We start from the raw sequence: 24,067 nt of genomic DNA on the forward strand, positions 1-24,067 counted from the left end.
CCTGCCTGGCGCCGTCATGTATCAGATTGCAGCGCTTGGGCCATGATGAAGACGATTGGTGAGCGGTCATGGAAGACCCGCGCTCGAAGACAACGTTCCGGGGCATGGTTTGAGGAAAGGTTGACGATAGTCAAGAAAGAGAGAAATTAGATCACGTCTAATCAGATCAACAGCACGGCGGAGGAAAACTCCGACGCCGGACGAACCACAGCAGATTCGCTGAGCAAGCAAGGAGAAGCACCATGATGAAGATGAAAGCAGTCGGAGTCGCAGTTGCGTTTGCCGTTGCCGGCACCGCTTGGGCCGCCACCGTGCGGGAGGAACCGATCCAGCCGATCGAGGCCGCCAAGGTCACCGACCCTGCCAAGGTGGAGTTGGGCAAGAAGCTGTGGTTCGAACCGCGTCTGTCGATGTCCGGCATCATCTCCTGCAACACCTGTCACAACCTGTCGATGGGCGGTACGGACAACCTCAAGACCTCCATCGGTCACGGCTGGAACGCAGGCCCGGTGAACTCGCCGACCGTGTTCAACTCCAGCCTCGCGATCGCGCAGTTCTGGGACGGCCGCGCGGCCGACCTCAAGGAGCAGGCGGGCGGCCCGATCCAGGCGGACGTGGAGATGAACATGCCGCATACGCTGGCGGTCGGCATCCTGCAGTCCATCCCCGGCTACGTCGAGGAGTTCAAGACTGTTTACGGCAAGGACAAGATCGAGATCGACATGATCACCGACGCGATCGCCGAGTTCGAGGAAACCCTGGTTACGCCCAATGCCCGTTTCGACCAGTGGCTCAAGGGTGACGACAAGGCGCTGAACGAGAAGGAGTTGGCCGGCTACACCCTGTTCAAGGAAAGCGGCTGCGTGGCTTGCCACAACGGGCCGGCTGCGGGCGGCACCTCGTTCCAGCGCATGGGCCTGTTCGAGCCGTACCAGAGCACATCGCCGGCTGAAGGTCGTGCTGCCGTCACCGGTAACGATGCCGACCGCTTCAACTTCAAGGTGCCGACCCTGCGTAACGTCGAGCTGACCTATCCGTACTTCCACGACGGTGAAGCCGCAACCCTGGAGGAGGCGGTGGACGTCATGGGGCGCCTGCAGCTGGGTCGCAAATACAGCGAGGATGAGATCGGCAAGATTGTCGCCTTCCTGAAGACGCTGACCGGAGACCGTCCGGAAATCGCAATGCCGCTGCTGCCGCCGTCCAGCAACGCGACGCCGCAGCCGAATCCGTTCAATTAAGCGTCGGCGGGGAGATCCCGCATCCGGAGTGGCATTCCGAACGGGGGGCGGTCGCAAGACTGCCCCCCGTATTAGTTCGTAAGGCTTATTGACGCAATGTACGACTCGGTCCAGCATTAATACGGAGTCTTAACAGAGAGAAGGGGCCCTCAGAGCGCCCCGGGATGGATAGCCATGAACGAATATACTTCTGCCGATGCCATCGCCAGCCTGCGCAAGGCCGGCGTTCCGGTCACCCACCAGCGGATCGAGATCGCGAAAGTGCTGTTTTCCGCGCCGGTGCATCTGTCTGCTGATCAGGTCTGGGCGAATGTTCGCGACCTGTCTCCGGATGTTTCGCGAGCCACGGTGTACAACACGCTGCGACTGTTCAGCGAGAAGAAAATGATCCGCGAGCTCTTCGTGGATCCGCAGCGCGTGGTCTATGACTCGACCACCACGCCGCACCACCATCTCTACAACATGGACACCGGTGAGGTGTGCGACGTCTCCGATGAAGAGTTGCAGGTCGTCGGCAGGCCGAAACTGCCCGAGGGCGTTGTGCTCGACGAGATCGACGTCATCGTGCGTGTCCGCAACCGCATGGCCTGAGCGTAACGCCCGGCGGGGCGCTCTGCCCGTTACATTGGAAGCAGGACAAGAAGAAACGGCGCCGCAGCGGGAGGGCGCCGTTTCCGTTTCTTGTAGCAGGCCTGTGGCGTCGGCTCAGTTTTCCGGCACGGTGACGAAGCCCATCTTCTCGATGCCGGCGCTGCGGGCCCGGGACATCACCTCGGCGATGACCTCGTAGCGCGTGTTGCGATCCGCGCGCAGATGCAACTCGGGCTGGGGCAACTGCGCAGCCGCGTTTGCAAGACGTGCGGGCAGGAGTTCCGCGTCCAGCAGTTCCTCGTTCCAGAAGACCCGCCCCTGATCGTCGATCGATAGCGCGATATTCTCGGGCTTTTGCTCGGTGGCGTCGCTCGAGGCCTGAGGAAGATCGATCTTGACCGAGTGGGTGAGCAGGGGCGCCGTGATCATGAACACGATCAGCAGCACCAGCATCACGTCGATCAGCGGCACCATGTTGATGTCGCTCTGCGGCGGGCGACTGTCGCCCTGGTTGAAACCGCCGAATGCCATCATGCGGCTCCGGGGCTGGTGGCCTTGTTGCTGGCGATACGCAAGCCTGCACTGGCTTGCTCCTGAGCACCCGCGACGCTTGCAATGCGTGCACCCGTGGAGAACCAGGCATGCAGATCGTGAGCAAAGGCGTCCAGCTCCGAGAGTTCGACACGGTTCGCACGGGTGATCGCGTTGTAGGCAAGCACGGCCGGGATGGCGACGAAAAGGCCGAAGGCGGTCATGATCAGCGCCTCGCCGACCGGTCCTGCCACCTTGTCCAGGGTGGCCATGCCTGAGGCGCTGATGTTCACCAGCGCGTGGTAGATCCCCCACACCGTGCCGAACAGGCCCACGAAGGGCGCGGTCGAACCGATCGACGCCAGCGTGGTCAGCCCGGCCTCGAGGCCCGCGGTGGACAGGGCCATCGATTTGCGCAGGGCACGGGTGACGATCTCGTCGGCGTCGAGATGTCCGCCCAGGGTGTTCGTGTGCGTGTGGCGGCGGATGTGCTCGGTGGCTGCGGCCCCTTGCTGCGCGAGCGCTTCGAAAGGGGATTCCGGTGCGCGCTCACCCAGGATCTTCAGCCCTGACTCCAGGTTGCTGGCGCCCCAGAACGCCTCGACCGCACGGGTGTAGCCGCGGGCGCGCATCTGGCGCCAGGCGCGGCTCAGGATCAGATACCAGCTCGTGACGGACATGACGAGCAGGATGAGCGCAACGGCGCGGATGATCGAGTCGGATTGTGCCCACAGGTGAGCGAGGCCGAAGGCCTGTGAACTGTCCATGTTCAGTTTCCTTGGAGTTTGAATACGATGGGTACAAGCACCCAGGCTTCCACCGCTGCGCTACCACGACGTGCAGGGACGAAACGCCAGCGCGCGACGGCGTCCTGAGCGGCCCGATCCAGGCGCGAGGAGCCCGAGCTTGCGCGCAACTCGATCCGTGAAGGCAGTCCTTCCGCGGAGACGAGCACGCGCAGCATGACCTGTCCTTCCTCGCGCATGCGGCGTGACACCATCGGGTACGCCGGATGCGGGTTGTTCAGGTAGGCAGCGTCGTAGCGCGCCTGGGTGAGTGCCGGCGTGCTTTCGCTTCGGGTGGAGGCGCTTGCGCTTGCTACAGGCGCAGGCTGGGGTGCGGCTTCGGCGGGTGCGCTGGTTGCGGTAGGCGCGTCGGTGGCAGGGGGTGTTTCACGGACCACCGGCTTGGGTGTCGGCTTCCTCGCCACGGGCTTCGGCTTGGGCGTCGGCTCGGGCTTGGGTTCGGGCGGTGGCGGTGGCGGCGGCGCTGGTTCTGGCGGACGCACTTCAGGAGGGGGCGGCGGCACGGGTTCAGCTGGGGCTGCGCTTGCGGGCTGCTCCATGGCTGCTGGCTCGGCCTGGATCAGTGCGACCTGGATCGGGGCGATCTGCGGTGGCGTCGTGTCCTGCATGCCGAAGTGGGCGAGCGCCCCCAGCGCGGCGAGATGGGCAACTGCCACCAGGGAGGCGAGCGTGATGCGCGCTGCCGAGCCGCCATTCAGCGCGGACTGGGGGGAGGCATCGGATGCGCGTCGCGCCGGGGGCGCCTCGAACTCGACGGCGTTGACCGCAGCGACCTGGGTCACGATGGACGCAGATGCAGCAAGCGCTGCCTTGCGTCCGGCGATCGGTGCCGTGTCGGGGGCGGGCGTCTTCAGGACCGGTGCGGCAGTGTGCATGTTGCAGGAAGGTGGGCTGCCCCGCGCGGGGGCAGCCGGGCTGGAAACGGTGGTCGGGTTGAGAACGTGGTCAGCTTGAGGCCGGGCTCATCTGTGACTGCAGGTAATTCTGCAGTCCCACCTGCTCGACCAGACCGAGCTGGGTTTCGAGGTAATCGATGTGCTCCTCGGTGTCCTCGAGAATCTTCTCGAAGATCTCCCGCGAAACGTAGTCCTTACAGGACTCACAGTAGGCGATCGCCTCAATGAGGTTCGCTCGCCCACCCAGTTCGAGTTTCAGATCGCCCTGAATGCATTCCGGGACGTTCTCCCCGATCAGGAGCTTGTCGAGGTTCTGCAGGTTCGGAAGACCTTCGAGGAACAGGACGCGCTCGATGAGCAGGTCGGCATGCTTCATCTCCTCGATCGATTCGTCGTACTCGTGCTTGCCGAGTCGATCCAGGCCCCAGTTCTTGTACATGCGTGCATGCAGGAAGTACTGGTTGATTGCCGTCAGCTCGATGGTCAGCTGTTTGTTGAGGAACTGGATGACTTTCTTGTCGCCTTTCATGCTGCCTCCAGGGTGAGAGAGAACGCCGGTGCCGGGCTGGAGCATACCGCGGCGTGACTCTGTCGTGGGTTTGATGCCAGCGCGGAGTTCAGGCAATCCCTTGCGCAACGCGCGCAACGACCGCACTCCGCGGTGACACCCAGTTCGGTGCGAAGCTGCCGGAGCGTGCGCGTCCCCTGACTCGCGGCCAGGTGAATCTGGCGCTCCGTGACTGCATTGCATACGCACACATACATAGTCTAGCCTCCAGACAGATTCTTGCGTTCCACGCTCACTTGGTGAGGATCAGCTTTCCGTTCCGCGTTGCACGCAGGAGGTAATGGCTGCCCTCGTGTTCGATCGTGATCGCGCGCTGCCGCCCGAGAAGCTGGGTGCTGCGCACGACATTGAGGCGGGCATCGCTCCCGGGCAGGTCATCGCTGTCGAGCACGCCTTTTTCCATGGAGCCAGTATCCGGGATCTCAGAATCGATCATTTGAAACTTCGTGCAAACAATAATGATTCGCATTAGAGCACGAGTGCCGAGCGTGTGCAATCTGTTCGTGCATCTGCTTGATCCTCTGCGCCTACCGTGTCGCGCTGCCGGGTACCTGGTCGAGCCTCAACAGCACCTTGAGTCCAGGGTGCTCGGCCAGGCTGGCGGGCAGATAGGCGAGGGCGTTCGGGTTTCTGAGGACCAGCTCGATCGCATGCTCGGGTCCAGCGACTTCGTGCGGAGGACGCGCCCGCCCGGTGAATACCAGACGCGACCAGTAGGCCCGGATCTGGCTGGGGTTCTTGCCCGTCAGGTGCTGGTAGAACTGGTCCCGGACCGGGCCGGAAGGCAAATCGACGACCGTGAGCAAGGGGCCGTCTGCGATTCGGGTGCGCTGGCCAAGGTACAACTCCTGCGCCGCGCTGAGCTCCAGGGTCTGGAGGTTGCCCTCACGCGCGCTGACCAGCACGATCCCCGCCCCGTCCGCAGCAAGTGCGGCGGGTGCGAGCAGCGTCAGCCACAGCGCGAACACGCGCAGCCAGCCGCGCAGGGAAACGAGGCGCTCAGAACACCACATCGACCGACACGCTCAGCAGGTTGATCGTGCGTCGGTCGAGACCCGGCGCGAAAGGGTCCTCGCGGGCGATGAAAGTGCCCAGCGCGTTCCGACTGGTGCGAGCCTGGGTGAATTCGGCCTTCAATGCCGCGCTGGGGGCGAAATCCCAGCGCATGCCAACGGAGAAGCTCTTCTGGGCCTGGTTGCGCGAGCGGTTGAACCCTTTGATCCGGTCCTCGTAGCCCGGCCACTCCGCGGCTTCGACGAGAGGTTGATCCTGCCATTGGCGAGCGACGCTCAGGTAGGGCATGACGGATCCGAAGCGGCGGCCGGCGGAAGCGTAGGCAGCGGTGGCGCTGTTCGAGAATTTGCTTGCGGTGTTGCGCGCCACCTCTGCACTGAAGCGCCAGACGCCGTCGTCCCATTGCATGCCCAGCGAGCTGAAGCTTGCGCTTGCGCCCGAGCCGCTGAGTTCCGCCCTGAGCGCTTGCGGCAGTGTGGAGGCAAAGTCGACGAAGCCCGGCGAGGTCCGCTCGACAGCGAGATCTGCCTTCGCATAGCCGGCGCTCAGGCTCAGCGATCCGGACTCCAGTGTCAGCGTCATGCCACCAAGCTTGCTCAGGCGCGCCTGCCCGCCATTGATGACAGGGATCCGGCTGCGGCCGAAGTACGGATGCAGCTCAACGAACATGTCGCCGATGTGCGTGCGGTAAAGCAGATCGATGCCGTCGATGTCGCTGAAGGGATTGAGCCCGTAGACCTCGACGGGTGGGCGAACCCAAACCTGGTTGTAGTTGATGTCCGAGGTATCGGAGAGCATGAAGAAGGGGCTGCGGAAGCGGCCCGCACGCAGCGTGAGTTCGGGGCTCAGGGCGTGGCTGAGAAAGGCCAGGGCGGGGCGTGGGTCGTAGTCACCACGCTGCGTCTCGCGGGTGACCAGCTGCAGTACGAACGCGTTGCGCTCGCTCAGGCGGACATCAGCCTGCACGCCCAGCACAGAATCCGGACCGAGATCGGTGCGCTGCCCCCCGGGGGCATCGATGCCCACGCGTGCGAACTGCAGCGTGTCCGAGCGCGTGTGTACCGCACCCAAGGTAGCGAAACCCGACAGGCGCCAGTCGATGTCGGTCCCGCGCGCGGCGGGGGCGCACAGGCCTTGCAGCAAGCCGAGGGCCAGGGCGGGTACCAGCAGATGGCGTCGGAGAGATCCTTGAGTCATTGATCGAGGCCTTGCAGATAGGCAAACGTCGAGTCGCGATCGACGGGGCGGGAGAACAGGTAGCCCTGTCCGTAGTCGCATCCCATTTCGAGCAGCGTTTTCAGCTGCTCTTCATTCTCGATGCACTCTGCTACCACGGTCATGCCGAGTTCGTGTGCCAGCTGGATGCTGTGGCGCACGATGGCGCGCAGGCGCTCGTCGTGGGTGAGCGAGTGAACGAAGGAGCCGTCCAGCTTCACCTGGTTGCAGGGCATCGTGTGCAGGTAACTGAGCGTCGAATAGCCGGTGCCGAAGTCGTCGATCAGCACGTCGATGCCCGATGCGCGCAGCGCGTGCAGATGGGCGATGGCGGGGCCGTCGCGGTCCGCGAGCACGCTTTCGGTGACTTCGAAACGCATCGCGCTGCGTGGGATGCCACTCTGCGCAATGGCCGCGAGCAGTTCCTCGGCGAGATCGGCGCGCGAGAGCTGTCGCGCGGAAAGGTTCACGCTCACGCGCACCGGCTGCTGCTGTGGAAGGCGCGTGCTCCAGTCGCGGATGTCGCGGCAGGTGCTGCGCAGCACCTGCATGCCCACGTCGTGGATGAGGTCGAGCGTCTCGGCCAGGGGAATGAACTCGGAAGGCGGCAGCAGGCCCATGCTCGGGTGGGGCCAGCGCACCAGGGCCTCGAAGCTTGCGAGCCGTCGTGTGGCGAGCTCGACGATGGGTTGATAGAAGACACCCAGGTCGCCGCGCACCAGGGCGGCGCGCAACTCGGCCTCGATCTGCAGAGCCCGTACCGCTTGCGCGTGCATATCGGGCTGGAAGAACTCGATTGGGGCGGTTTCGCTGCGTCGCGCCTTGTGCAAGGCGTTGTCCGCGTCGCGCAGCAGGGATTCGGCGTCCTCCCGCGCACTGTCGCTCATCGCTACGCCGACGCGGCAGCGCGGATGCAGGACCTGGTCGGTGTTGCTGGGTGCGAAGGCGGGCAGGGCGACCAGGTCCTCGCACACCCGCAAGGCTTCGATGGAATTCTCCACCCCGTTGAGCAATACGGCAAACTGGTCGCCCCCGACCCGCGCACAGACGTCGCCCTGCCGCATCAGCGAGGTGATGTGGTTGGCGATCCTGCGCAGCAATTCGTCACCGACGGCGTGGCCGTAGCTGTCGTTGACGAGGCTGAAGCGCTCGAGGTTGATGGTGAGGATTGCGATCTGCTTGGGGTTGCCCCGCCGGCGCTGGGCGAGAGCGTGGTTCGCGTGCTCGATGAACATCGCGCGGTTGGGCAGTCCGGTGAGTCCGTCGTGCAGGGCGTCGTGCAGGAGTTGCTGCTCGGCGCGCTTGCGCAGGTTGATGTCGCCGAGCGAGCCCGCCATGCGGAAGACGTGCCCGCCGGGGTTGCGGCTTGCCACGCCGCGGATCAGCACCCAGCGATACTCGCCATCGGGACGGGCGACGCGCAATTCCATCATGAACTGGGCGCTCTCGCCCTTCAGGTGGGCAATCAAACGTTGCTGGTAACTCTTGACCTCGTGCGGGTGCACCAGGTCGATGAAGGCGTCGGCTTCGGCGGGCATGCCGCCAGGGGGCAGCCCGAGGATCTCGCAGAAGCGCTCGGAGTAGTAGGCGTGACCGGTGTCGAGATCCCAGTCCCATAGGCCGTCGTTCGCCCCCCGCAGAGCCATGGCATAGCGCTCCTCGCTGGCGCGCAGCCGGCCGGCCGTTTCCTGCAGCTCTGACACGCGTTGCTGCAGGGTGGCGGCCATGATGTTGAAATGATGCGCGATGGTGGCGAGCTCGTCGCGGCCACGGGTGAGCACGCGATGATCCAGGTGGCCATCCGCGATGGCCTTGCTGCCGTCCAGGAGCCGGTGCAGATTGCGGGTGAGGAAAAAGCCGACGGCCGAGAGCAGCAGGAACGTCAGCGCGATCTCAGACAGCGCGATCAGTAGACCCTGGCTCATGATGGCCTGTCGCGCCGCCGAGAGCGACGAAATCGAAATGCCAAACTGCAGCAGGCCGACCTCGTTGCGCGGCAGCAGAAGTGGCCTGCGCACATGAACGAGTTCGCGGCCGACCAGCCCCTGCAGGCGTCCGCTGGTCTGCTCGGTCGGCTCCGGCAGCCGGTTCAACTGTGGCAGTCCCGCGGCCACCAGCATGCGCTCGTCACGACCTGCGATGCGCACGTAGGTGAGTCCTTCTTCCGCGTCATGCAGCAACTCGCCCAGGACGTCCTGCAGCGCGTCGAAGCGCTGTTGTTCGCCGTATGCGGTTGCCATCGCATGGAGAATGCTCGCGTTCTGCGTGATCGTGGTCTCTAGCGTTGCCGAGACTGCGTTGTTCATCAGCCGCATGCTGTTCGCCAGCAGCAGGCTCAACAGCACGACCTGCACCACCGTGCTCGCGAGCAACAGGCGCATGCGGATGGATCTGGGTCGACAACGGAAGAACATGATCGTGTGCGCACCGCGTTCAGCGGCGCGCCTGCTTGCGTACGGTGGACGATGCGGCGATCAACCCTTCGCTGGCGAACTGCTCAAGGTTCGATTCGATGCTGTCAGGGTCGTAGAGGTAGTTCACCATGATTCCCCATGACTGCTGCAAGCCCTTTGCGGAGCAGTCGGCGAGCCAGTTCAGGCGCTCGACACGGGCGCCGTTGCCGAGATGAAAGCGCGCGACCGCGTCGACCGGCTTGTCGCCGCGCCGCGCTTCGAGCAGGTAGCGCGCGGCCAGGCGCAGTAGTGGCTCGCGCAGGGTCGTACGCAGCTTGTCGTCGGCCTGCCAATCGGGTTTGCCTTCGAGCACCGCGGTAAGTGCAGCGTCGTCGGTCGAAGCGATGCCTAACCCGGCAAGCCGGGTCCTGTCGGCCGGGAGGAATGCTTCGGCCATCTCTTCAGGATGGCGCTGCGCCCAGCGTGCGAGCCCGGGGATCGGGGACAGGGTGGCGAAGGTTTTCAGGCGCGGAAAATCCCGTTTCAGGTCGTCGATGACGCGCTTGAGCAGGAAATTGCCGAAACTCACGCCGCGCAGACCGGGCTGGGTCGCGCTGATGGAGTAGAAGATCGCCGTGGTTGCCCGGCGGGTGTCGGCCAGTGGCGCCTCGATGTCCAGCAGGCGCTGGACGTTGTCGGCCAGCTCCTCGAGCAATGCGACCTGCACGAAGATCAGCGGTTCTAGCGGCATGCGTGGGTGGAAGAAGGCATAGCAGCGCCGGTCCGAGTCGAGCCGGTTCTTGAGATCATCCCAGGATCGGATCTCGTGTACTGCCTCGTACTGGACGAGCTTTTCGAGCAGCGCGGCCGGCGATAGCCAGGTGATGCGCTGCAATTCGAGGAAGCCCACATCGAACCACGCCGACAGGCGGGCTTCGAGTTCGCGGTCGAGCGGCTTCAGCGACGGGTCCTGCGCGACGAAGCGCAGCAGGTCGGCACGCAGGTCCACGAGGAACTTGACGCCCTGCGGGATGGCGTTGAACTGGGTCAGGATGCGCAGCCTGCGCGAACGCATCGCCGCGCGCAGGCGTGCTTCGGCGTCCCATTGCTCTGCCGTGCCCACCGCGGCCTGATAGGCCTCGTGTGCCTCCGAAACCTGTCTCGGGTCGGGGCCGAATTCGTGTGCGATGAGGCGCAGGAAAGCGTGCCGTCCCGCGTCGTCCAGATGCAGGTAGGTTTCTGCGAGCCTTCCGGCGCGTTGCCGGGTGGAAACCTCGCCCCCGCGTCCTTCGGCGCACTCCTGCAGTTGCGCACGGATGCGTTCGAGGTCGCCCGCTTCCGGCGGCTTGCCGAAATGAGCGGCATTTGCGACGAATTCGCGCATCATGCTCAACCCGCGCGAAACCAGTCTCGAGCCCGTCATGCGGCCTCCTGTCCGATTCATGGTAGATATTCTGTTACCATGCTATCCCAGATTGGGTAGCAATTACGCTGGCAATTTTCGGCCGTCGTGCGAAATTCACGCGGTCGTTGAAAGCTCACCCCGCCAGCCTTCCAGGCTGCCTGACCTCCTTCGATATCCGTCCCGCCGATCCGATCGGCTGCAGGCTTGAGCGTGCACGATAATCAGCTTCCTTTGCGGGTGTTGCTGCTGGTTCCGGATCAGGCTGCGGCTGATGCGGCCGAGTTGCGGCTGCGCTCGGTTCCGCCGCCCGGCGCGGAGGTCGTCGAGCGCTGCTTCACCGAAAGCCGCGCCCTGCAGGCTTACTTCAAGCTGCGCCCCGATCTGGTCGTGCTCGACTGCCGTACCGCAGCTGACGAGCCGGCGCGCTTCGTCGGCCTGCTCAAGCGCATGGCGCCCGGAAGCTGCGTTGTCGCGGTGGTGCCTTCATCGCAATCCGCGGCTGCGGCAGCGGCGCGCAGTTTGGGCGCCGAGTCGGTAGGGAGCCTGGACGATCTCGTCGAGATGACCCGAAGCTTGGCCCGGATGCTCTGATTGCGCCTTGGTGCGCGCGCCCTCAGCGTTGGCGCGCCGACGCCGCGAGCATCATGAGCCCGACGGCGATCATCGGTACGCACAGCCATTGCGCGGTGGACAGCCCCAGCGACAGCGTGCCGAAGATGCCGGGATCGGGCGTGCGAAAGAACTCTGCGATGAAGCGCAGGCTGCCGTAGCCAGCCAGGAATGCCGCGGAGACGGCACGAAGCGGTCGCGGACTGGCCGCGTAGAACCACAGCATCACGAACAGCAGCAAGCCCTCGCCTGCGGCCTGGTAGAGCTGCGAAGGGTGGCGCGGGGCCGCGTCCACCCAGGGGAAAACCATCGCCCAGGGCAGTTCGGCTCCCACTGGCCGGCCCCACAGTTCGCCGTTGATGAAGTTGCCGATGCGGCCCGCGGCGAGCCCGGTCGGCACCAGTGGCGCGATGAAATCGGTGACCTGCCAGAAACCCTTGCCGTGCTTGCGGCCGTACAGCCACATCGCCACCAGCACGCCGAGAAAGCCGCCATGGAAGCTCATGCCGCCCTTCCAGACCGCAAGAATCTCCGCCGGGTGCTGCAGGTAGTAGGCGGGCTGGAAGAACAGTACCTCGCCCAGGCGCCCGCCGATGATCACCCCGATCACGCCGTACATCAGCAGGTCGTCGATCTTCTGCGCGTCCCAGCCCAGCTCGGGTCTGCGGCGTGCGTGGATGCGGCCGAGGACGACGAAGAGCACGAATGCGATCAGGTACATCAACCCGTACCAGCGCACCGAGAGCGGACCGAGGGAGAAGGCGACAGGGTCGAACTGAGGATGGATCAGCATGGTGTTCGGCGGGGCGGGCGGCGTGGGGCGGGGCGGCGTGGGGCAGGGGGTCAGTCGAACTGCTTGCGGAATGCGGCAAACTCGTTGCGCAGCGCGTCGAACTCCTCGCGCAGACGTCGCAACTCGTCCTCCAGTTCCGCGATCCGCCCTCGTCCGCTCCCCGCGGCGGCGGTGCCGGCCTGAGCCTCGGCCATCTCCTGCACCGCGGCATCGCCGCCGAGCAGGTGCACATGGCGGGTTTCCTTGGTGCCCGGCGCGCGGGGCAGGGCGGCTGCCAGGGGCGGGTATTTCTCCGCCAGATGTTCGAGCACCGCGTCCACCGCGGCGACGTCGTCGAAGCGGTGCAGGCGCTCGCAGCGCTGGCGCAGTTCGCCGGCGGTCTGTGCGCCGCGCAGCAGCAGGATCGCCAGCACCGCCTGCTCGGCCGGCGGCAGCGAATGGCGCAGGCGAATCAGATGCTCGTACTTCGCCACCCGCGCGCTCTGCTGGTCGCGTTTCGATACCAGACGGCGCGCGATCAGGCTGTCGACCGCGGCCTGCACCTCGGGCTCGCTGAGGCTCATGACCGGCTCGCGTGCGGTGAGCTGGTTGGCGCCGGTGGTGATGGCATTGATCGACAGCGGATAGGCGTCGGGCGTGATGAAGGACTTCTCGATCAGTACGCCAAGCACGCGGATTTCGGCGGCGTCCAGATCGAAACCCTCTGCGGGGGTCAGGTCTTGCATGTGCGCTCCTGGCGATGACTAGGCTCCGGATGATACGCATGCTTCGTGCTGCGCGTTAGAATCCCAACCTTTACCGCCGATCTTCCGGAGCGCCGTCATGCCTCAGTATCGTTCCCGCACCTCCACCGCCGGCCGCAACATGGCGGGCGCCCGCGCCCTGTGGCGTGCCACTGGCATGAAGGACGAGGATTTCAGCAAGCCGATCATCGCGATCGCCAACAGCTTCACCCAGTTCGTGCCTGGCCATGTGCACCTCAAGGACCTCGGCCAGCTTGTCGCGCGCGAGATCGAGGCTGCGGGGGGCGTCGCCAAGGAGTTCAATACCATCGCGGTGGACGACGGCATCGCCATGGGCCATGGCGGCATGCTGTACTCGCTGCCCTCGCGCGAGCTCATCGCCGACAGTGTCGAGTACATGTGCAACGCGCACACCGCCGACGCGCTGGTGTGCATCTCGAACTGCGACAAGATTACCCCGGGCATGCTGATGGCCGCGCTGCGTCTCAACATTCCGGCGATCTTCGTCTCCGGTGGGCCGATGGAGGCGGGCAAGGTCAAGTGGGAGGCCAAGGTCATCTCCCTCGACCTGGTCGACGCCATGGTCAAGGCGGCCGACAAGAGTTGTTCGGATGAGGAGGTCGACGCCATCGAGCGCTCGGCATGCCCGACCTGTGGCTCGTGCTCGGGCATGTTCACCGCCAACTCCATGAACTGCCTCACCGAGGCGCTTGGCCTGTCGCTGCCTGGCAACGGCACCACGCTCGCCACTCACGCCGACCGCGAGAAGCTGTTCCGCGAGGCCGGGCGACGCATCGTCGAACTGGCCCGCCGCTGGTACGAGAAGGACGACGCCTCGGCGCTGCCGCGCTCGATCGCCAGCTTCAAGGCGTTCGAGAATGCGATCAGCCTGGATGTGGCCATGGGCGGCTCGACCAACACCGTGCTGCACCTGCTCGCCGCCGCGCACGAAGCCGGTGTCGACTTCACCATGAAGGACATCGACCGCATCAGCCGTCGCGTGCCCTGCCTGTGCAAGGTTGCTCCCGCGGTGGCCGACGTCCACATCGAGGACGTGCATCGCGCGGGCGGCATCATGGGCATCCTGGGCGAGCTCGACCGCGCAGGCCTGCTGCATCGCGACGTGCCGACGGTGCATAGCAAGACCATGGCCGAGGCGCTTTCGCGCTGGGACATCATGCAGGCACACGAAAACTCGGTGTTCACGCTCTTCCGTGCGGCGCCCGGCGGCGTGCCGAGCCAGGTCGCCTTCTCTCAGGACCGGCGCTGGAACGAGCTCGACATGGACCGCACCTCCGGCGTGATCCGCGACAAGGCCAATGCCTTTACCGCCGATGGTGGTCTTGCCGTGCTGTACGGCAACATCGCCGAGAAGGGCTGCATCGTGAAGACCGCGGGTGTGGACGAGTCGATCTGGAAGTTCACCGGCAAGGCACGGGTGTTCGAGAGCCAGGAAGACGCGGTCGAGGGCATTCTCGGCGAGCAGGTGCAGGCCGGCGACGTGGTGGTGATCCGCTACGAAGGCCCCAAGGGCGGCCCCGGCATGCAGGAGATGCTGTACCCGACCTCCTACCTGAAAAGCCGTGGCCTGGGTGCGCAGTGCGCGTTGCTCACCGATGGCCGCTTCTCGGGTGGCACATCGGGCCTGTCGATCGGCCACGCCTCGCCCGAAGCAGCCTGCGGCGGTGCGATCGCGCTGGTCGAGGATGGTGACACGATCGAGATCGACATCCCGAACCGGCGCATCCACCTCGCGGTTCCGGACACCGAACTCGCCCGCCGTCGCGCTGCGATGGAGGCAAGGGGGCGCGCTGCCTGGAGGCCCGTCAAGCGCGAGCGCGTGGTCTCGGCTGCGCTGCAGGCCTACGCGGCACTCACCACCTCGGCAGACACCGGCGCAGTGCGTGATGTCACTCAGGTGCAGCGCTGATTGACCCGTCATGGGCCGCTCACTACCATCGACGCCATGGATACCGAATTCGCCCAACTCGAAGCCCAGCTAGAGCAACTGATCAGCCAGCACGAACGCCTGAAGGCCGACAATGCCGACCTGCGCACGCGCGTCGGCAGGCTGGAGGCCGACAACCGCACGCTCGCAGACAAGGTCCGCCTGGCCGCGGACCGGCTCGAGAGCCTGCTCCACAAACTGCCGGAGGGTTGACGCGATGTCTGCCGACCACCTTGACATGACGCTGCTGGGCAAGGAGTACCGTATCTCCTGCACGCCCGAGACGCGCGAAGATCTGCTCGCCACCGTCGCGTTCCTGGACGAAAAGTTCCGCGAACTCGGTGAGAAGACGCACGCTTCGGGGGAGAAACTCGCGGTCATGACTGCGCTCAACATTGCCCACGAATTTCTCCAGCATCAGCGTGGCAACGGGTTTGACATGCCGGGCATGAAGCGTAGAATCGGACTCATGAAAGCGCGCCTGGACGGCGTGCTGGCACCGCAGGAAAAGCTCTTCTGAGCGCTTTTCCCGGCGGTAAGATCAATCCCCTGCAGTGTTCGTCGAAGTCGTAGATTCCTTGAACCAATAGTCGAGAGACTCGGTCGCCGACCATCGATGCCGCTGGTGTGAACGCCCCTCGCCGGGTGATCCTGAAGCGGAAGGGACGCGACCTCCCTGAACCCATGGTTCAGGATGCCCGGCGGAGACGGCACAGGCGGGGGGCCAATCGGAAAGGCGCGGTGAAAGCCGCGCCTTTCCCCGTTAACGTGGTGCATGCCCTGCCTGCCGTGTGCGGTGATCGTGGCTGGCGTGCGCTGGAAGAGTGTCCATGGGATTCGACATCTGGTGGCTCGCCTACCCCGTGCTGGGCGCAGCGGTGGGTTTTTTCGCAGGTCTGCTCGGCGTGGGCGGCGGCGGCATCATGGTGCCGATGCTGACCACCTTCTTCATTGCCCAGGGTTTCCCGCAGGACCAGGTCGTTCATCTGGCGCTGGGTACCTCGATGGCGGCTATCGTGCTGACCTCGGTGTCCAGCCTGCGCGCCCATCACGCTCATGGCGCGGTGCGCTGGGACATCGTGCGCGCGATCACGCCCGGCATTCTCGCCGGCACCTTTGGCGCCACTTTCATCGCCGCGCGCGCCGACACCGTGCCGCTGGCGATCTTCTTTGCCTGCTTCATGGCCTACGTGTCGGTGCAGATGCTGCTGAACATCAAACCCAAGCCTTCGCGTGACCTGCCCGGTACAGCGGGGATGACTGCAGCCGGCCTGGGAATCGGCGGGGTGTCCGCGCTGGTGGCGATCGGTGGCGGTTCGCTGTCGGTGCCCTTCATGGCCTGGTGCAACGTGAAGATGCAGAATGCGATCGGCACGTCCGCGGCGATCGGCTTGCCGATCGCGCTGGCGGGCACGCTGGGCTACCTGATCAATGGCTGGGGCGCGCCCGGTACGCCCGCGCTGACACTGGGTTTCATCTACCTGCCGGCGCTGGTGCTGGTGTCGGCGGTGAGCATGTTCTTCGCGCCGCTGGGAGCCCGGCTCGCCCATCGCCTGCCGGTGGCGACGCTGAAGAAGGTGTTCGCCGGGGTGCTGATGCTGCTGTGCGCGAAGATGTTGCACAGCCTGTTTGCCTGAGGAGGGTGTGATGAGCTGGAATCTGTGGCTGGCCTTCCTGGTCGCAACGATCGTGATCGCGGTGTCGCCCGGGCCGGGCGCGGTGCTGTCCATGTCCACCGGCCTGCGCTACGGCTTCGGCGCCGCGTTGCGCAGCATCGCCGGGCTGGAGCTGGCTCTGCTGCTGCAACTGGGCGTGGTTGCGCTCGGCCTGGGCGCGGTGCTGGCGACCTCGGAGGTGGCCTTCACGGTGATCAAGTTCGTCGGTGCGGGCTACCTGGTCTGGCTGGGCGTACAGAAATGGCGCGCCGCGCCGGAACCCATCGGCGAGGGTGAGGTGCGCGCGCATTCCCGCCGCCAGTTCTACGCCCAGGGGGTGCTGGTGAATCTGACCAACCCCAAGGCGATCGTCTTCATCGCCGCGCTGGTGCCACAGTTCATCGTGCCCGATCTGCCCCAGTGGCCGCAGTTCGCGGCCATCGGCGCGACCATGGTCGGAGTGGACGTGATCGTGATGTCGCTCTATGCGCTGCTCGCTACCCGCTTTCGTCCGCTGCTTCGCAACCCGCGCCTGCTGCGCATGCAGAACCGCATCTTCGGTGGCTTGTTCGTGGGCGCGGGTGCGATGCTGGCTGCCTCGAGCCGTTGAGTCTGCAGCCGGGGCTCCTTTTTACCGCCTGATGCGGGCGCCGAGCCCACGCCTAGGCCCGAAGGCGCGCTACGCCCGTCGGCGCCTTCGCCTCCTTTTCGTCCGTAGCTGTCTGGGGCGCGTCCGCCTTCAGTCCTTTGCGTGCAGCGCGTCGCGCAGCGTGGCGAGGTTGGCGCGCATCATCTGCACGTAGCTGGCTGCAGGCCCGTCCGTCGCGGACAGGGCGTCGGAGTACAGTGTGCCGCCCACGCGCGCACCGCTTTCGCTCCGGATGCGCTCGATCAGGCGCGGGTCGGCCACGTTCTCGATGAACACTGCGGGCACCTTCTCGGCCTTGAGCTGGCGGATCAGGCGGGCGACGCCCTGCGCGGTAGGCTCCGCGTTATTGGACACGCCCACCGGCGACAGGAACTGCAGCCCGTAGGCGCGGCCGAAATAGGCGAAAGCTGCATGCGAGGTGACCACCTTGCGTCGTTCCACGGGCATGGCCTCGAAGGCTGTGCGGATCTCCGCGTCCAGCACCTTCAGCTCGGCATCGTAACGCTCGGCGTTGGTGCGGTAGCGGTCAGCGCCCTCGGGATCGACCTGGCTCAGCGCGTCGGCAATGTTGGCGACGTAGCGGCGCACGTTGCCCACGTCCTGCCAGGCATGCGGATCCACCGCCTTCGTGCCGGCCTTGTTTCCGGCTTCAGCGGGCTCGTGGCCATGGTCGTGGTCATGACCGTGGTGGTCATGATCCTTGTCCATCTCGAGCGTGGTGATGCCCTTGCTGGCAATAGTCACCGTGCCCTTGTAGCCGCCCGCATGTGCCAGTCGCAGCATCCAGTCATCGAAACCCAGACCATTCACGACGACCAGCGTGGCGCTGCCGATGTCGCGTGCATCCGAGGGCCGGGGCTGAAAGGCGTGCGCGTCCTCGTCGGCGCCGATCAGTGTGCGCACTTTCACACGTTCACCGCCCACCTGGCCGACGAGATCGCCGAGGATGCTGAAACTGGCGACCACATTCACCGGCTGCGCATGGGCGCTGCCGGCGAGCAGGGCGAATGAGGCTGCGAGCGCATGAAGGCTGCGGCGGATGCGGGCGATCGACGAGTTCCGTTTCATGGTCATTTGGGCTCAGGGTTGGGAAGTCAGGATTCGAGGTGGTGGCGCACCGGCAACCGGCCGGCGAGCAGGCCACCCGGTGCGGCGATGAGCGAGGCAAAATAGACCAGCCCGCACATGAGCACGATCGCTGGGCCCGCCGGTACGTCGGCATGAAAGGAGAACAGCAGGCCGGCGATGCCACTGCCGAACGCGAACAGCACAGCGAGCAGCAGCAGCATCGGCAGACCCTTCGCCCACAGGCGCGCGGCGGCCGAGGGCAGGATCATGATGCCTACCGCCATCAGCGTGCCCAGGGCGTGGAAGCCGCTCACCAGGTTCACCACCACCAGCATCAGGAAGCCGTAGTGCGCCACCGGCGACCAGCGGCTCACGCCGCGCAGGAAGGCGGGGTCGAAGCACTCCATGACCAGCGGGCGGAACAGCACGGCGAGGCTCAGCAGGGTGACGCTGGCGATGCCGGCGATCAGCAGCAGCGAGGCATCGTCGAGCGCCAGCACCGAGCCGAACAGCACATGCAGCAGGTCCAGGTTGCGCCCGCGCAGCGACACGATCATCACCCCGGCCGCGAGTGAGAGCAGGTAGAAGGCGGCGAGGCTGGCGTCTTCCTTGAGCACCGAGGCGCGCGTCACCAGACCGGCGGCGAAGACGACCACCAGGCCGGCAACGATGCCCCCCACTGTCATCGCACCCAGCGACAGGCCGAAGGCGAGGTAGCCGAGCGCGGCGCCCGGCAGGATCGCGTGGCTCATGGCGTCGCCCATCAGGCTCATGCGGCGCAGCAGCAGGAATACGCCGACCGGTGTGGCGCCGAGCGCGAGCGCGAGACAGCCGGCGAGCGCGCGGCGCATGAAGGCGAACTCGGTGAAAGGGGCGATGAGGAAATCGAACACTCGGGTGGCGCTTTTTGCAGGAGGTGAGAGGCGATGGGGTGGGCACGGGGCCGACGGTCAGTGGTGATGGTGCACGTGTCCGTCCCCGTGTTTGTGGGATGGCCGGACAGGGGGGGCGTGCGCTTCCGTTCCGCCAGCGAGTGATGGTTCGAGCGGGGTCTCGATGTGGCACTCGGGTGCGTCCTCGTCGAAGGCTTCGGACAGGCGCCGGGCGCGCCCGAGCAACTCGGGGGTGAGCACCGCGGCAGTGGGGCCGTAGGCGACCGGCTCCCGTGACAGCAGCAACGCGTGCGGGAAGTGGCGGCGCACCTGTTCCAGGTCATGCACCACGGTGAGGATGGTTCGGCCTTCACGGTGCCAGCCGAGGATCAGCGCCACCAGATCATCGACGGTGCGACTGTCGATGGCGGCGAAGGGTTCGTCGAGCAGAATCAGCGGAGCGTCCTGCAACATCAGGCGGGCAAAGCGGGCGCGCTGAAGCTGTCCGCCCGAGAGCGAGCCGATCGGGCGGGCCTCGAAGCCGGCGAGCCCAACCGCGCCGAGGGCTTCGCCCACGCGCGCACGCTGGCGCCGCGAGAGCCCCCCAAAGGCGCCGATCTCATGCCACAGGCCCATGGCGACGACGTCGAACACCGAAACTGGAAAACTGTGGTCGATCTCTCCGCGCTGGGGCATGTAGGCCACCCCGGCCGCAGGCAATGCAGACAGTACGATGCGTCCGCCGATGGGGCGCAGTTCTCCGGCGATCCCCTTGAGCAGGGTGGATTTTCCGGCGCCGTTGGGACCGATCACGGCGAGCAGGCTGCCGGCGGGAATTTCCGCCGACAGGTGATGGACCGCAGGGTGGCGATCGTATCCGAGGGTGAGGTTGTCGAGGACGACCATGGCGGCGGCGTGCATTTCAGCCCAGCGCCCACAAGATGGTCAGCCACAGCAGCACCAACGCCGCGGCAACCAGCACCAGGCGGGCGGGCAGGCCGGCGCCAAGCAGGCTTCGCGCCGGGAAACTGCGTGCGCTACGCGCTTGCCGCGAGCGGGCGGGTGCAGCCGAAACCGTGGGTACGGGCTTCATCACTGTTCGCCCTTCTGCGCATGGCGGCCGCAGGCTGCGCACGCGCCATGCAGCACGAGTTCGGCCCGTTCGACCGCGAAGCCCGGCGGCAGCGGGGCACTGGCAGGGGTGGGAACGTCCTCGAGACACAGGATTTGCCCGCAGCGCTCGCAGTGGAAATGGGCATGGCGGTGTTCTCCGCCGCGGCGGATCTCGAAGCGCCAGGCCCGCTCCCCGCTCGCGATGCGTTGCGCGATGCCCTGCTCGACCAGCCATTCCAGTGCGCGATAGAGCGTCACACGATCGTGCTCGATGTGCTCTCCGTCAAGGGCTGCTGCGATCTCGTCGTGTGAGAGCGGGTGTTGCGAACCCAGCAGGACGTCGATGACTGCGACCCGGGTACGCGTGACCCGCCCGCCATGTGCGGAGATGAGCTCGCGGGCGCTCGTGGGGGGCGGAGGGGGTGGGGTGGAAGGGCGGTAGGCCGGCATGAAAAGGGCGGTCAGCAGCGGTGCTGGCCTGCAGCAGATTTTTGATGCAACATTGTAGCATTAGATTGTGTCGCAGTCGGGCGTTCGCCCGACCGACGCCGTGTCGGTCTTGTTCCGGAGGTTGTTCGCTGATGCTTGTCCATTCCTGGCTTTCGAGAAATGTTCTCCCGGCGCTGGCCGGCTTGGGCGTGATTGTCGCGGCCACGCCCTTGCCGGCTAGCGCGCAGCACGCTGCGCATGAGCATGGCGTGGCGCGGCTGAGCGCTGCGCTGGAGGGCGGGGAGTTGCTGCTCGAGTTCCTGACGCCGCTGGATAACCTGGTGGGCTTCGAGCATGCCCCCACGACCGCTGCCCAGCGCCAGGCACTGGCCGATGCCGCGGCGCGCTTGCGCGAAGGGGGGAGGCTGTTCGTGCTGCCCGAGGCGGCAGCCTGCGTGCAGCGCACGGTGGAGATCGAGGCCCCCTGGCTGAGCGAGGTGGAGGGAGCGCGCGGCCACGACCACGACCACGAGCATGAGCACGAGCACGAGCATGCCGGAGAGGTGCGCGGCCATGCCGACCTCGTGGCGAGCTATCAGTTTGTGTGCGGGCAGCCTGCGGCGCTGGATGCGCTCGATACGCGGCTGTTCGAGTTCTTCCCGCGCCTGCACGAGATCCGGGCCGAACGCGCGACACCGCACGGTCAGGGCGCGACGGTGCTGAGGCCGGGGGCGACGACGATGGCGTTCTGAGGCCGCCATGCCTGACCATCCCACCGAAACCGCATCAGGCGCTGCTGCCGAACCAGCCGCGGTGCTGCTCGACGCGCTGCGCTATCGCTGGCCCGGCGCAGACTGCGACTGCCTGAACATCGCCACGTTGAGGATTGCCGCGGGCGAGCGGGTGTTCCTGCGCGGACCCAGCGGCAGCGGCAAGACGACGCTGCTGTCGCTGGTCGGCGGCGTGATCCTGCCCCAAGCGGGGGTGGTGCGAATCGCCGGGCAGTCGCTGGCGGCGCTCTCGGCCGGTGCGCGCGACCGCTTCCGCGCCGATCACGTGGGGTTCGTGTTCCAGCTCTTCAATCTGCTGCCCTATCTTTCCGCGCGCGACAACATCCTGCTTGCCTGCAGGTTCTCGCCACAACGCCGCGCGCGCATTGCGGTGGCAGGCAGCACGCCGGAGGCCGAGGCCACCCGCCTGGCCGAGCGTCTGGATCTCGGGGCTGCGCTGCTCGATCGGCCCGCGGCCGCGCTCTCGGTCGGCCAGCAGCAGCGTGTGGCTGCAGCGCGCGCGCTGATCGGCCGTCCCGGCCTGGTGGTGGCCGACGAGCCGACCTCGGCGCTCGACGCAGAGCGTCAGCAGGCCTTCATCGACCTGCTGCTGGACGAGTGCGCGGCGGCTGGGGCGGCGCTGCTCTTCGTCAGCCATGATCAGCGCCTGGCGGGGCATTTCGACCGCGTGCTCGATCTCGCCACGATCCATCGCGCCACTGGTTCGATGCAGGCGCCAGCATGAGCCCCGTCTTCACCCTGTCCCTGCACAGCATCGCCAACCGGCGTCTGTCCGTGCTGCTGACCGTGATTGCCGTGGCCTTGTCGGTGGCGCTGCTGCTCGGCGTGGAGCGCCTGCGTAACGATGCAAAGGCGGGTTTCGCGCAGACCCTCTCCGGTACCGACCTCGTCGTGGGCGCGCGCAGCGGGCCGGTGCAGTTGCTGTTGTATGCCGTTTTCCACCTCGGCAGCGCGACCAACAACATGTCCTGGGCGAGTATCGAGCACCTGGCCGCGCTGCCGCAGGTGCAGTGGCTGGTGCCGATCTCGCTCGGGGATTCGCATCGCGGCCATCGGGTGGTCGGCTCCACGGCGGACTTCTTTGCGCACTATCGTCACGGTGACCGTCGCCCGCTGCGGTTTGCGCAGGGGCGCCCCTTCGAGGACAAGCCCGCAGATGCGGCGGGCATTTTCGAGGTGGTACTCGGCGCGGAGGTCGCGGCGCGGTTCGGCTACGCGCTCGGCCAGCGCATCGTGCTCAGTCACGGCAGCCTGGGCGGCGAGGGCGGGCCGCGATTCGCCGACCACGCCGACAAGCCCTTTACTGTGGTCGGCATCCTCGCGCGCAGCGGCACGCCGGTCGATCGTGCGCTGCTGGTGAGCCTGGAAGGAATCGAGGCGATCCATGTCGATTGGCATGGCGGCGCGCCGATTCCGGGACTCCGCATCGCGCCCGAGCATGTGCGCAAGTTCGACCTGCAGCCCAAGTCCGTGACCGCCGCGCTGGTGGGGCTGAAGAGCCGCACCGCGGTGTTCCGCGTTCAGCGCCAGATCAACACATACCCCGACGAAGCGCTCACTGCGATCCTGCCGGGTGCGACCCTGCAGGCGTTGTGGAGCCTGGTCGGCATTGCCGAAAAGGCGCTGCTCGCGGTGTCTGCACTGGTGGTGGCGGTTGGGCTGGCCGGCATGGTGGCGGTTGTGGTCGCCAGCCTGGGCGAGCGCCGGCGCGAGCTCGCGATCCTGCGTGCGCTCGGCGCCCGTCCACGGCAGGTGTTTGCGCTGCTGGCGGTGGAGAGCCTGCTGCTCGCGCTGGCGGGTATCGCGCTCGGGCTGGTGCTGCTGTATGGCGCGGGCGCTGCGTTTGCGCCCTGGCTGTCGAGCGCGCACGGACTGCAGCTGAGCCTGGGCTGGCCGGGTGTCGGCGAGTGGCGCTTGCTGGGGGCGGTGCTTGCGGTGAGCCTGCTCGCGAGTCTGGTGCCTGCCCTGCGCGCGTACCGTTATTCGCTTGCGGACGGGATGACGATTCGTGTCTGATGTCGCCTTGCCGCGGATCTCGCGGTGACCGTCACGCTACGCGGAAGCGCGTGCCGGCCTTCCCCTTCCCCTGTTTGCAGGCAATCGGCCAGGAATGATGAAACGCTCGAAGATGTTGTGCATGGGTCTGCTCGCAGGCCTGCTTGTGATGGCGCTGCCTGTGCAGGCGCAGTCTCAGGGTGCCGGGGAGTACCGGGTCGGCGACCGACTGGCGGCGCCGGCCAGCGCGGCGGCAGGCGAGTATCGCGAAGTCAGCTGGGATGACCTGATCCCTGCCGACTGGAACCCCGAGGGCTTTCTCGGCAGCCTGAACCTGGACGAGTTACAGGATGAAGACCCGCGCGCGATGGAGGCGATGCAGCGCCTGCGCGAGGAATGGGACCGCGCCCCGCTGGTGGAACGCCTCGCTGGCGCACAGGTGCGCATCCCCGGCTTTCTCGTGCCGCTGGAGAGTGACGGCGAGCAGATCCGCGAATTCCTGCTCGTGCCGTATTTCGGCGCCTGCGTCCATGTGCCGCCACCGCCTGCCAACCAGCTCATCCACGTGATCCCGGACAAGCCCGTGCCCGGGGCCTGGAACATGCTGCCGGTGTGGGTCAATGGCGTGATGGCGGTGGGCCGGATGGACTCGGAGATGGGCGTAGCGGGCTACCAGCTGCGTGCGCTGCGGGTCGAGGAATATGTGGAGGACTTGCCGGAGTAGCTTGCCTGCATCCTTGCA

General features: G+C 66.2%; 29 protein-coding genes and 1 other RNA gene. 13 read left to right on the forward strand and 17 right to left on the reverse strand.

All coding sequences use genetic code 11. The features are described from left to right. Positions 1-245 precede the first annotated feature (245 nt). Positions 246-1,241 carry a cytochrome-c peroxidase gene (locus ACUH78_RS05775; RefSeq protein WP_418363790.1) on the forward strand — a complete coding sequence of 332 codons (996 nt, stop codon included), beginning with the start codon at positions 246-248 and terminating at the stop codon, positions 1,239-1,241. 174 nt (positions 1,242-1,415) lie between these two features. Next, on the forward strand, positions 1,416-1,832 hold the full coding sequence (locus ACUH78_RS05780) for a Fur family transcriptional regulator (RefSeq protein WP_418363718.1): 417 nt from the start codon (positions 1,416-1,418) through the stop codon (positions 1,830-1,832). Positions 1,833-1,946: 114 nt separating this feature from the next. Here the strand turns inward: ACUH78_RS05780 and ACUH78_RS05785 are convergent, their stop codons facing one another. The 10 genes from ACUH78_RS05785 to ACUH78_RS05830 form a co-directional block, all read right to left on the reverse strand. Next, positions 1,947-2,363 (reverse strand): ExbD/TolR family protein, encoded by a 417-nt coding sequence (locus ACUH78_RS05785; protein ID WP_435750694.1) that lies wholly within the window; start codon positions 2,361-2,363, stop codon positions 1,947-1,949. Further along, on the reverse strand, positions 2,363-3,130 hold the full coding sequence (locus ACUH78_RS05790) for a MotA/TolQ/ExbB proton channel family protein (RefSeq protein ID WP_418363717.1): 768 nt from the start codon (positions 3,128-3,130) through the stop codon (positions 2,363-2,365). Before ACUH78_RS05790 ends, ACUH78_RS05785 begins: the two co-directional genes overlap by 1 nt. 2 nt (positions 3,131-3,132) lie before the next feature. Next, the gene (locus tag ACUH78_RS05795) at positions 3,133-4,044 is read right to left on the reverse strand and encodes an energy transducer TonB (RefSeq protein WP_418363716.1); all 912 of its coding nucleotides are present in this window, start codon (positions 4,042-4,044) and stop codon (positions 3,133-3,135) included. A 70-nt stretch (positions 4,045-4,114) separates the two neighbouring features. Then, positions 4,115-4,594 carry a bacterioferritin gene (gene bfr / locus ACUH78_RS05800; RefSeq protein WP_418363715.1) on the reverse strand — a complete coding sequence of 160 codons (480 nt, stop codon included), beginning with the start codon at positions 4,592-4,594 and terminating at the stop codon, positions 4,115-4,117. After that, entirely contained in the window at positions 4,591-4,830 is a 240-nt protein-coding gene (locus ACUH78_RS05805; protein ID WP_418363714.1) for a (2Fe-2S)-binding protein, read from the reverse strand. The genes bfr and ACUH78_RS05805 overlap by 4 nt, the downstream gene beginning before the upstream one ends. Before the next feature lie 35 nt (positions 4,831-4,865). Beyond that, the gene (gene hemP / locus ACUH78_RS05810) at positions 4,866-5,069 is read right to left on the reverse strand and encodes a hemin uptake protein HemP (protein WP_418363713.1); all 204 of its coding nucleotides are present in this window, start codon (positions 5,067-5,069) and stop codon (positions 4,866-4,868) included. Between the two features lie 91 nt (positions 5,070-5,160). After that, on the reverse strand, positions 5,161-5,646 hold the full coding sequence (locus ACUH78_RS05815) for a hypothetical protein (protein WP_445333022.1): 486 nt from the start codon (positions 5,644-5,646) through the stop codon (positions 5,161-5,163). Beyond that, positions 5,633-6,844 carry a hypothetical protein gene (locus ACUH78_RS05820; protein ID WP_445333021.1) on the reverse strand — a complete coding sequence of 404 codons (1,212 nt, stop codon included), beginning with the start codon at positions 6,842-6,844 and terminating at the stop codon, positions 5,633-5,635. The genes ACUH78_RS05815 and ACUH78_RS05820 overlap by 14 nt, the downstream gene beginning before the upstream one ends. Beyond that, the gene (locus ACUH78_RS05825) at positions 6,841-9,243 is read right to left on the reverse strand and encodes a putative bifunctional diguanylate cyclase/phosphodiesterase (RefSeq protein ID WP_445333020.1); all 2,403 of its coding nucleotides are present in this window, start codon (positions 9,241-9,243) and stop codon (positions 6,841-6,843) included. Before ACUH78_RS05825 ends, ACUH78_RS05820 begins: the two co-directional genes overlap by 4 nt. Before the next feature lie 52 nt (positions 9,244-9,295). Continuing rightward, a complete protein-coding gene (locus ACUH78_RS05830; RefSeq protein ID WP_418363709.1) occupies positions 9,296-10,678 on the reverse strand; it encodes a malonyl-CoA decarboxylase in 1,383 nt (460 codons plus the stop codon). A 192-nt stretch (positions 10,679-10,870) separates the two neighbouring features. Here ACUH78_RS05830 and ACUH78_RS05835 point away from each other — a divergent pair, with 192 nt between their 5' ends. After that, entirely contained in the window at positions 10,871-11,251 is a 381-nt protein-coding gene (locus ACUH78_RS05835) for a two-component system response regulator (RefSeq protein ID WP_445333019.1), read from the forward strand. 22 nt (positions 11,252-11,273) lie between these two features. Here the strand turns inward: ACUH78_RS05835 and lgt are convergent, their stop codons facing one another. After that, positions 11,274-12,062: a prolipoprotein diacylglyceryl transferase gene (gene lgt, locus ACUH78_RS05840; protein WP_445333018.1), complete on the reverse strand. Its 789-nt coding sequence runs from the start codon at positions 12,060-12,062 to the stop codon at positions 11,274-11,276. 50 nt (positions 12,063-12,112) lie between these two features. After that, positions 12,113-12,787: a YceH family protein gene (locus ACUH78_RS05845; protein WP_445333017.1), complete on the reverse strand. Its 675-nt coding sequence runs from the start codon at positions 12,785-12,787 to the stop codon at positions 12,113-12,115. Positions 12,788-12,884: 97 nt separating this feature from the next. Here ACUH78_RS05845 and ilvD point away from each other — a divergent pair, with 97 nt between their 5' ends. The 6 genes from ilvD (at position 12,885) to rhtB (ending at position 17,018) form a co-directional block, all read left to right on the forward strand. After that, positions 12,885-14,735 carry a dihydroxy-acid dehydratase gene (gene ilvD / locus ACUH78_RS05850; protein ID WP_418363705.1) on the forward strand — a complete coding sequence of 617 codons (1,851 nt, stop codon included), beginning with the start codon at positions 12,885-12,887 and terminating at the stop codon, positions 14,733-14,735. Positions 14,736-14,771: 36 nt separating this feature from the next. Then, positions 14,772-14,966 (forward strand): coiled-coil domain-containing protein, encoded by a 195-nt coding sequence (locus ACUH78_RS05855; protein ID WP_418363704.1) that lies wholly within the window; start codon positions 14,772-14,774, stop codon positions 14,964-14,966. A gap of 4 nt (positions 14,967-14,970) precedes the next feature. Further along, positions 14,971-15,273, forward strand: a complete 303-nt coding sequence (locus tag ACUH78_RS05860; RefSeq protein ID WP_418363703.1) for a cell division protein ZapA — start codon at positions 14,971-14,973, stop codon at positions 15,271-15,273. A gap of 23 nt (positions 15,274-15,296) precedes the next feature. After that, positions 15,297-15,480, forward strand: a non-coding RNA gene (gene ssrS, locus ACUH78_RS05865) — 6S RNA. 103 nt (positions 15,481-15,583) lie between these two features. Continuing rightward, positions 15,584-16,390: a sulfite exporter TauE/SafE family protein gene (locus tag ACUH78_RS05870; protein WP_418363702.1), complete on the forward strand. Its 807-nt coding sequence runs from the start codon at positions 15,584-15,586 to the stop codon at positions 16,388-16,390. A 10-nt stretch (positions 16,391-16,400) separates the two neighbouring features. Continuing rightward, positions 16,401-17,018 carry a homoserine/homoserine lactone efflux protein gene (rhtB, locus tag ACUH78_RS05875; RefSeq protein ID WP_445333016.1) on the forward strand — a complete coding sequence of 206 codons (618 nt, stop codon included), beginning with the start codon at positions 16,401-16,403 and terminating at the stop codon, positions 17,016-17,018. Between the two features lie 129 nt (positions 17,019-17,147). Here rhtB and ACUH78_RS05880 read toward each other — a convergent pair whose 3' ends face one another. The 5 genes from ACUH78_RS05880 to ACUH78_RS05900 are packed head-to-tail and all read right to left on the reverse strand — an operon-like array spanning position 17,148 to position 20,560. Next, complete coding sequence (locus ACUH78_RS05880) at positions 17,148-18,131, reverse strand: metal ABC transporter solute-binding protein, Zn/Mn family (protein ID WP_445333015.1); 984 nt, start codon at positions 18,129-18,131, stop codon at positions 17,148-17,150. A gap of 20 nt (positions 18,132-18,151) precedes the next feature. After that, the gene (locus ACUH78_RS05885) at positions 18,152-19,018 is read right to left on the reverse strand and encodes a metal ABC transporter permease (protein WP_418363699.1); all 867 of its coding nucleotides are present in this window, start codon (positions 19,016-19,018) and stop codon (positions 18,152-18,154) included. Positions 19,019-19,075: 57 nt separating this feature from the next. After that, positions 19,076-19,918, reverse strand: coding sequence for a metal ABC transporter ATP-binding protein (locus ACUH78_RS05890; protein ID WP_445333014.1), 843 nt, complete (start codon positions 19,916-19,918; stop codon positions 19,076-19,078). A 1-nt stretch (position 19,919) separates the two neighbouring features. Next, on the reverse strand, positions 19,920-20,090 hold the full coding sequence (locus ACUH78_RS05895) for a hypothetical protein (protein WP_418363697.1): 171 nt from the start codon (positions 20,088-20,090) through the stop codon (positions 19,920-19,922). After that, positions 20,090-20,560, reverse strand: coding sequence for a Fur family transcriptional regulator (locus tag ACUH78_RS05900; protein ID WP_445333013.1), 471 nt, complete (start codon positions 20,558-20,560; stop codon positions 20,090-20,092). The genes ACUH78_RS05895 and ACUH78_RS05900 overlap by 1 nt, the downstream gene beginning before the upstream one ends. A gap of 131 nt (positions 20,561-20,691) precedes the next feature. Here ACUH78_RS05900 and ACUH78_RS05905 point away from each other — a divergent pair, with 131 nt between their 5' ends. From ACUH78_RS05905 to ACUH78_RS05920, 4 genes are all read left to right on the forward strand, one after another. After that, the gene (locus ACUH78_RS05905) at positions 20,692-21,291 is read left to right on the forward strand and encodes a DUF2796 domain-containing protein (RefSeq protein ID WP_445333012.1); all 600 of its coding nucleotides are present in this window, start codon (positions 20,692-20,694) and stop codon (positions 21,289-21,291) included. Between the two features lie 7 nt (positions 21,292-21,298). Continuing rightward, entirely contained in the window at positions 21,299-22,054 is a 756-nt protein-coding gene (locus tag ACUH78_RS05910) for an ABC transporter ATP-binding protein (protein WP_445333011.1), read from the forward strand. Continuing rightward, the gene (locus ACUH78_RS05915; protein ID WP_445333010.1) at positions 22,051-23,346 is read left to right on the forward strand and encodes an ABC transporter permease; all 1,296 of its coding nucleotides are present in this window, start codon (positions 22,051-22,053) and stop codon (positions 23,344-23,346) included. The genes ACUH78_RS05910 and ACUH78_RS05915 overlap by 4 nt, the downstream gene beginning before the upstream one ends. 121 nt (positions 23,347-23,467) lie before the next feature. Beyond that, positions 23,468-24,049, forward strand: a complete 582-nt coding sequence (locus ACUH78_RS05920; RefSeq protein ID WP_445333009.1) for a DUF3299 domain-containing protein — start codon at positions 23,468-23,470, stop codon at positions 24,047-24,049. Positions 24,050-24,067: the final 18 nt, after the last annotated feature.

The sequence above is a fragment of the Thauera sp. ZXT1-4 genome, assembly GCF_052598215.2.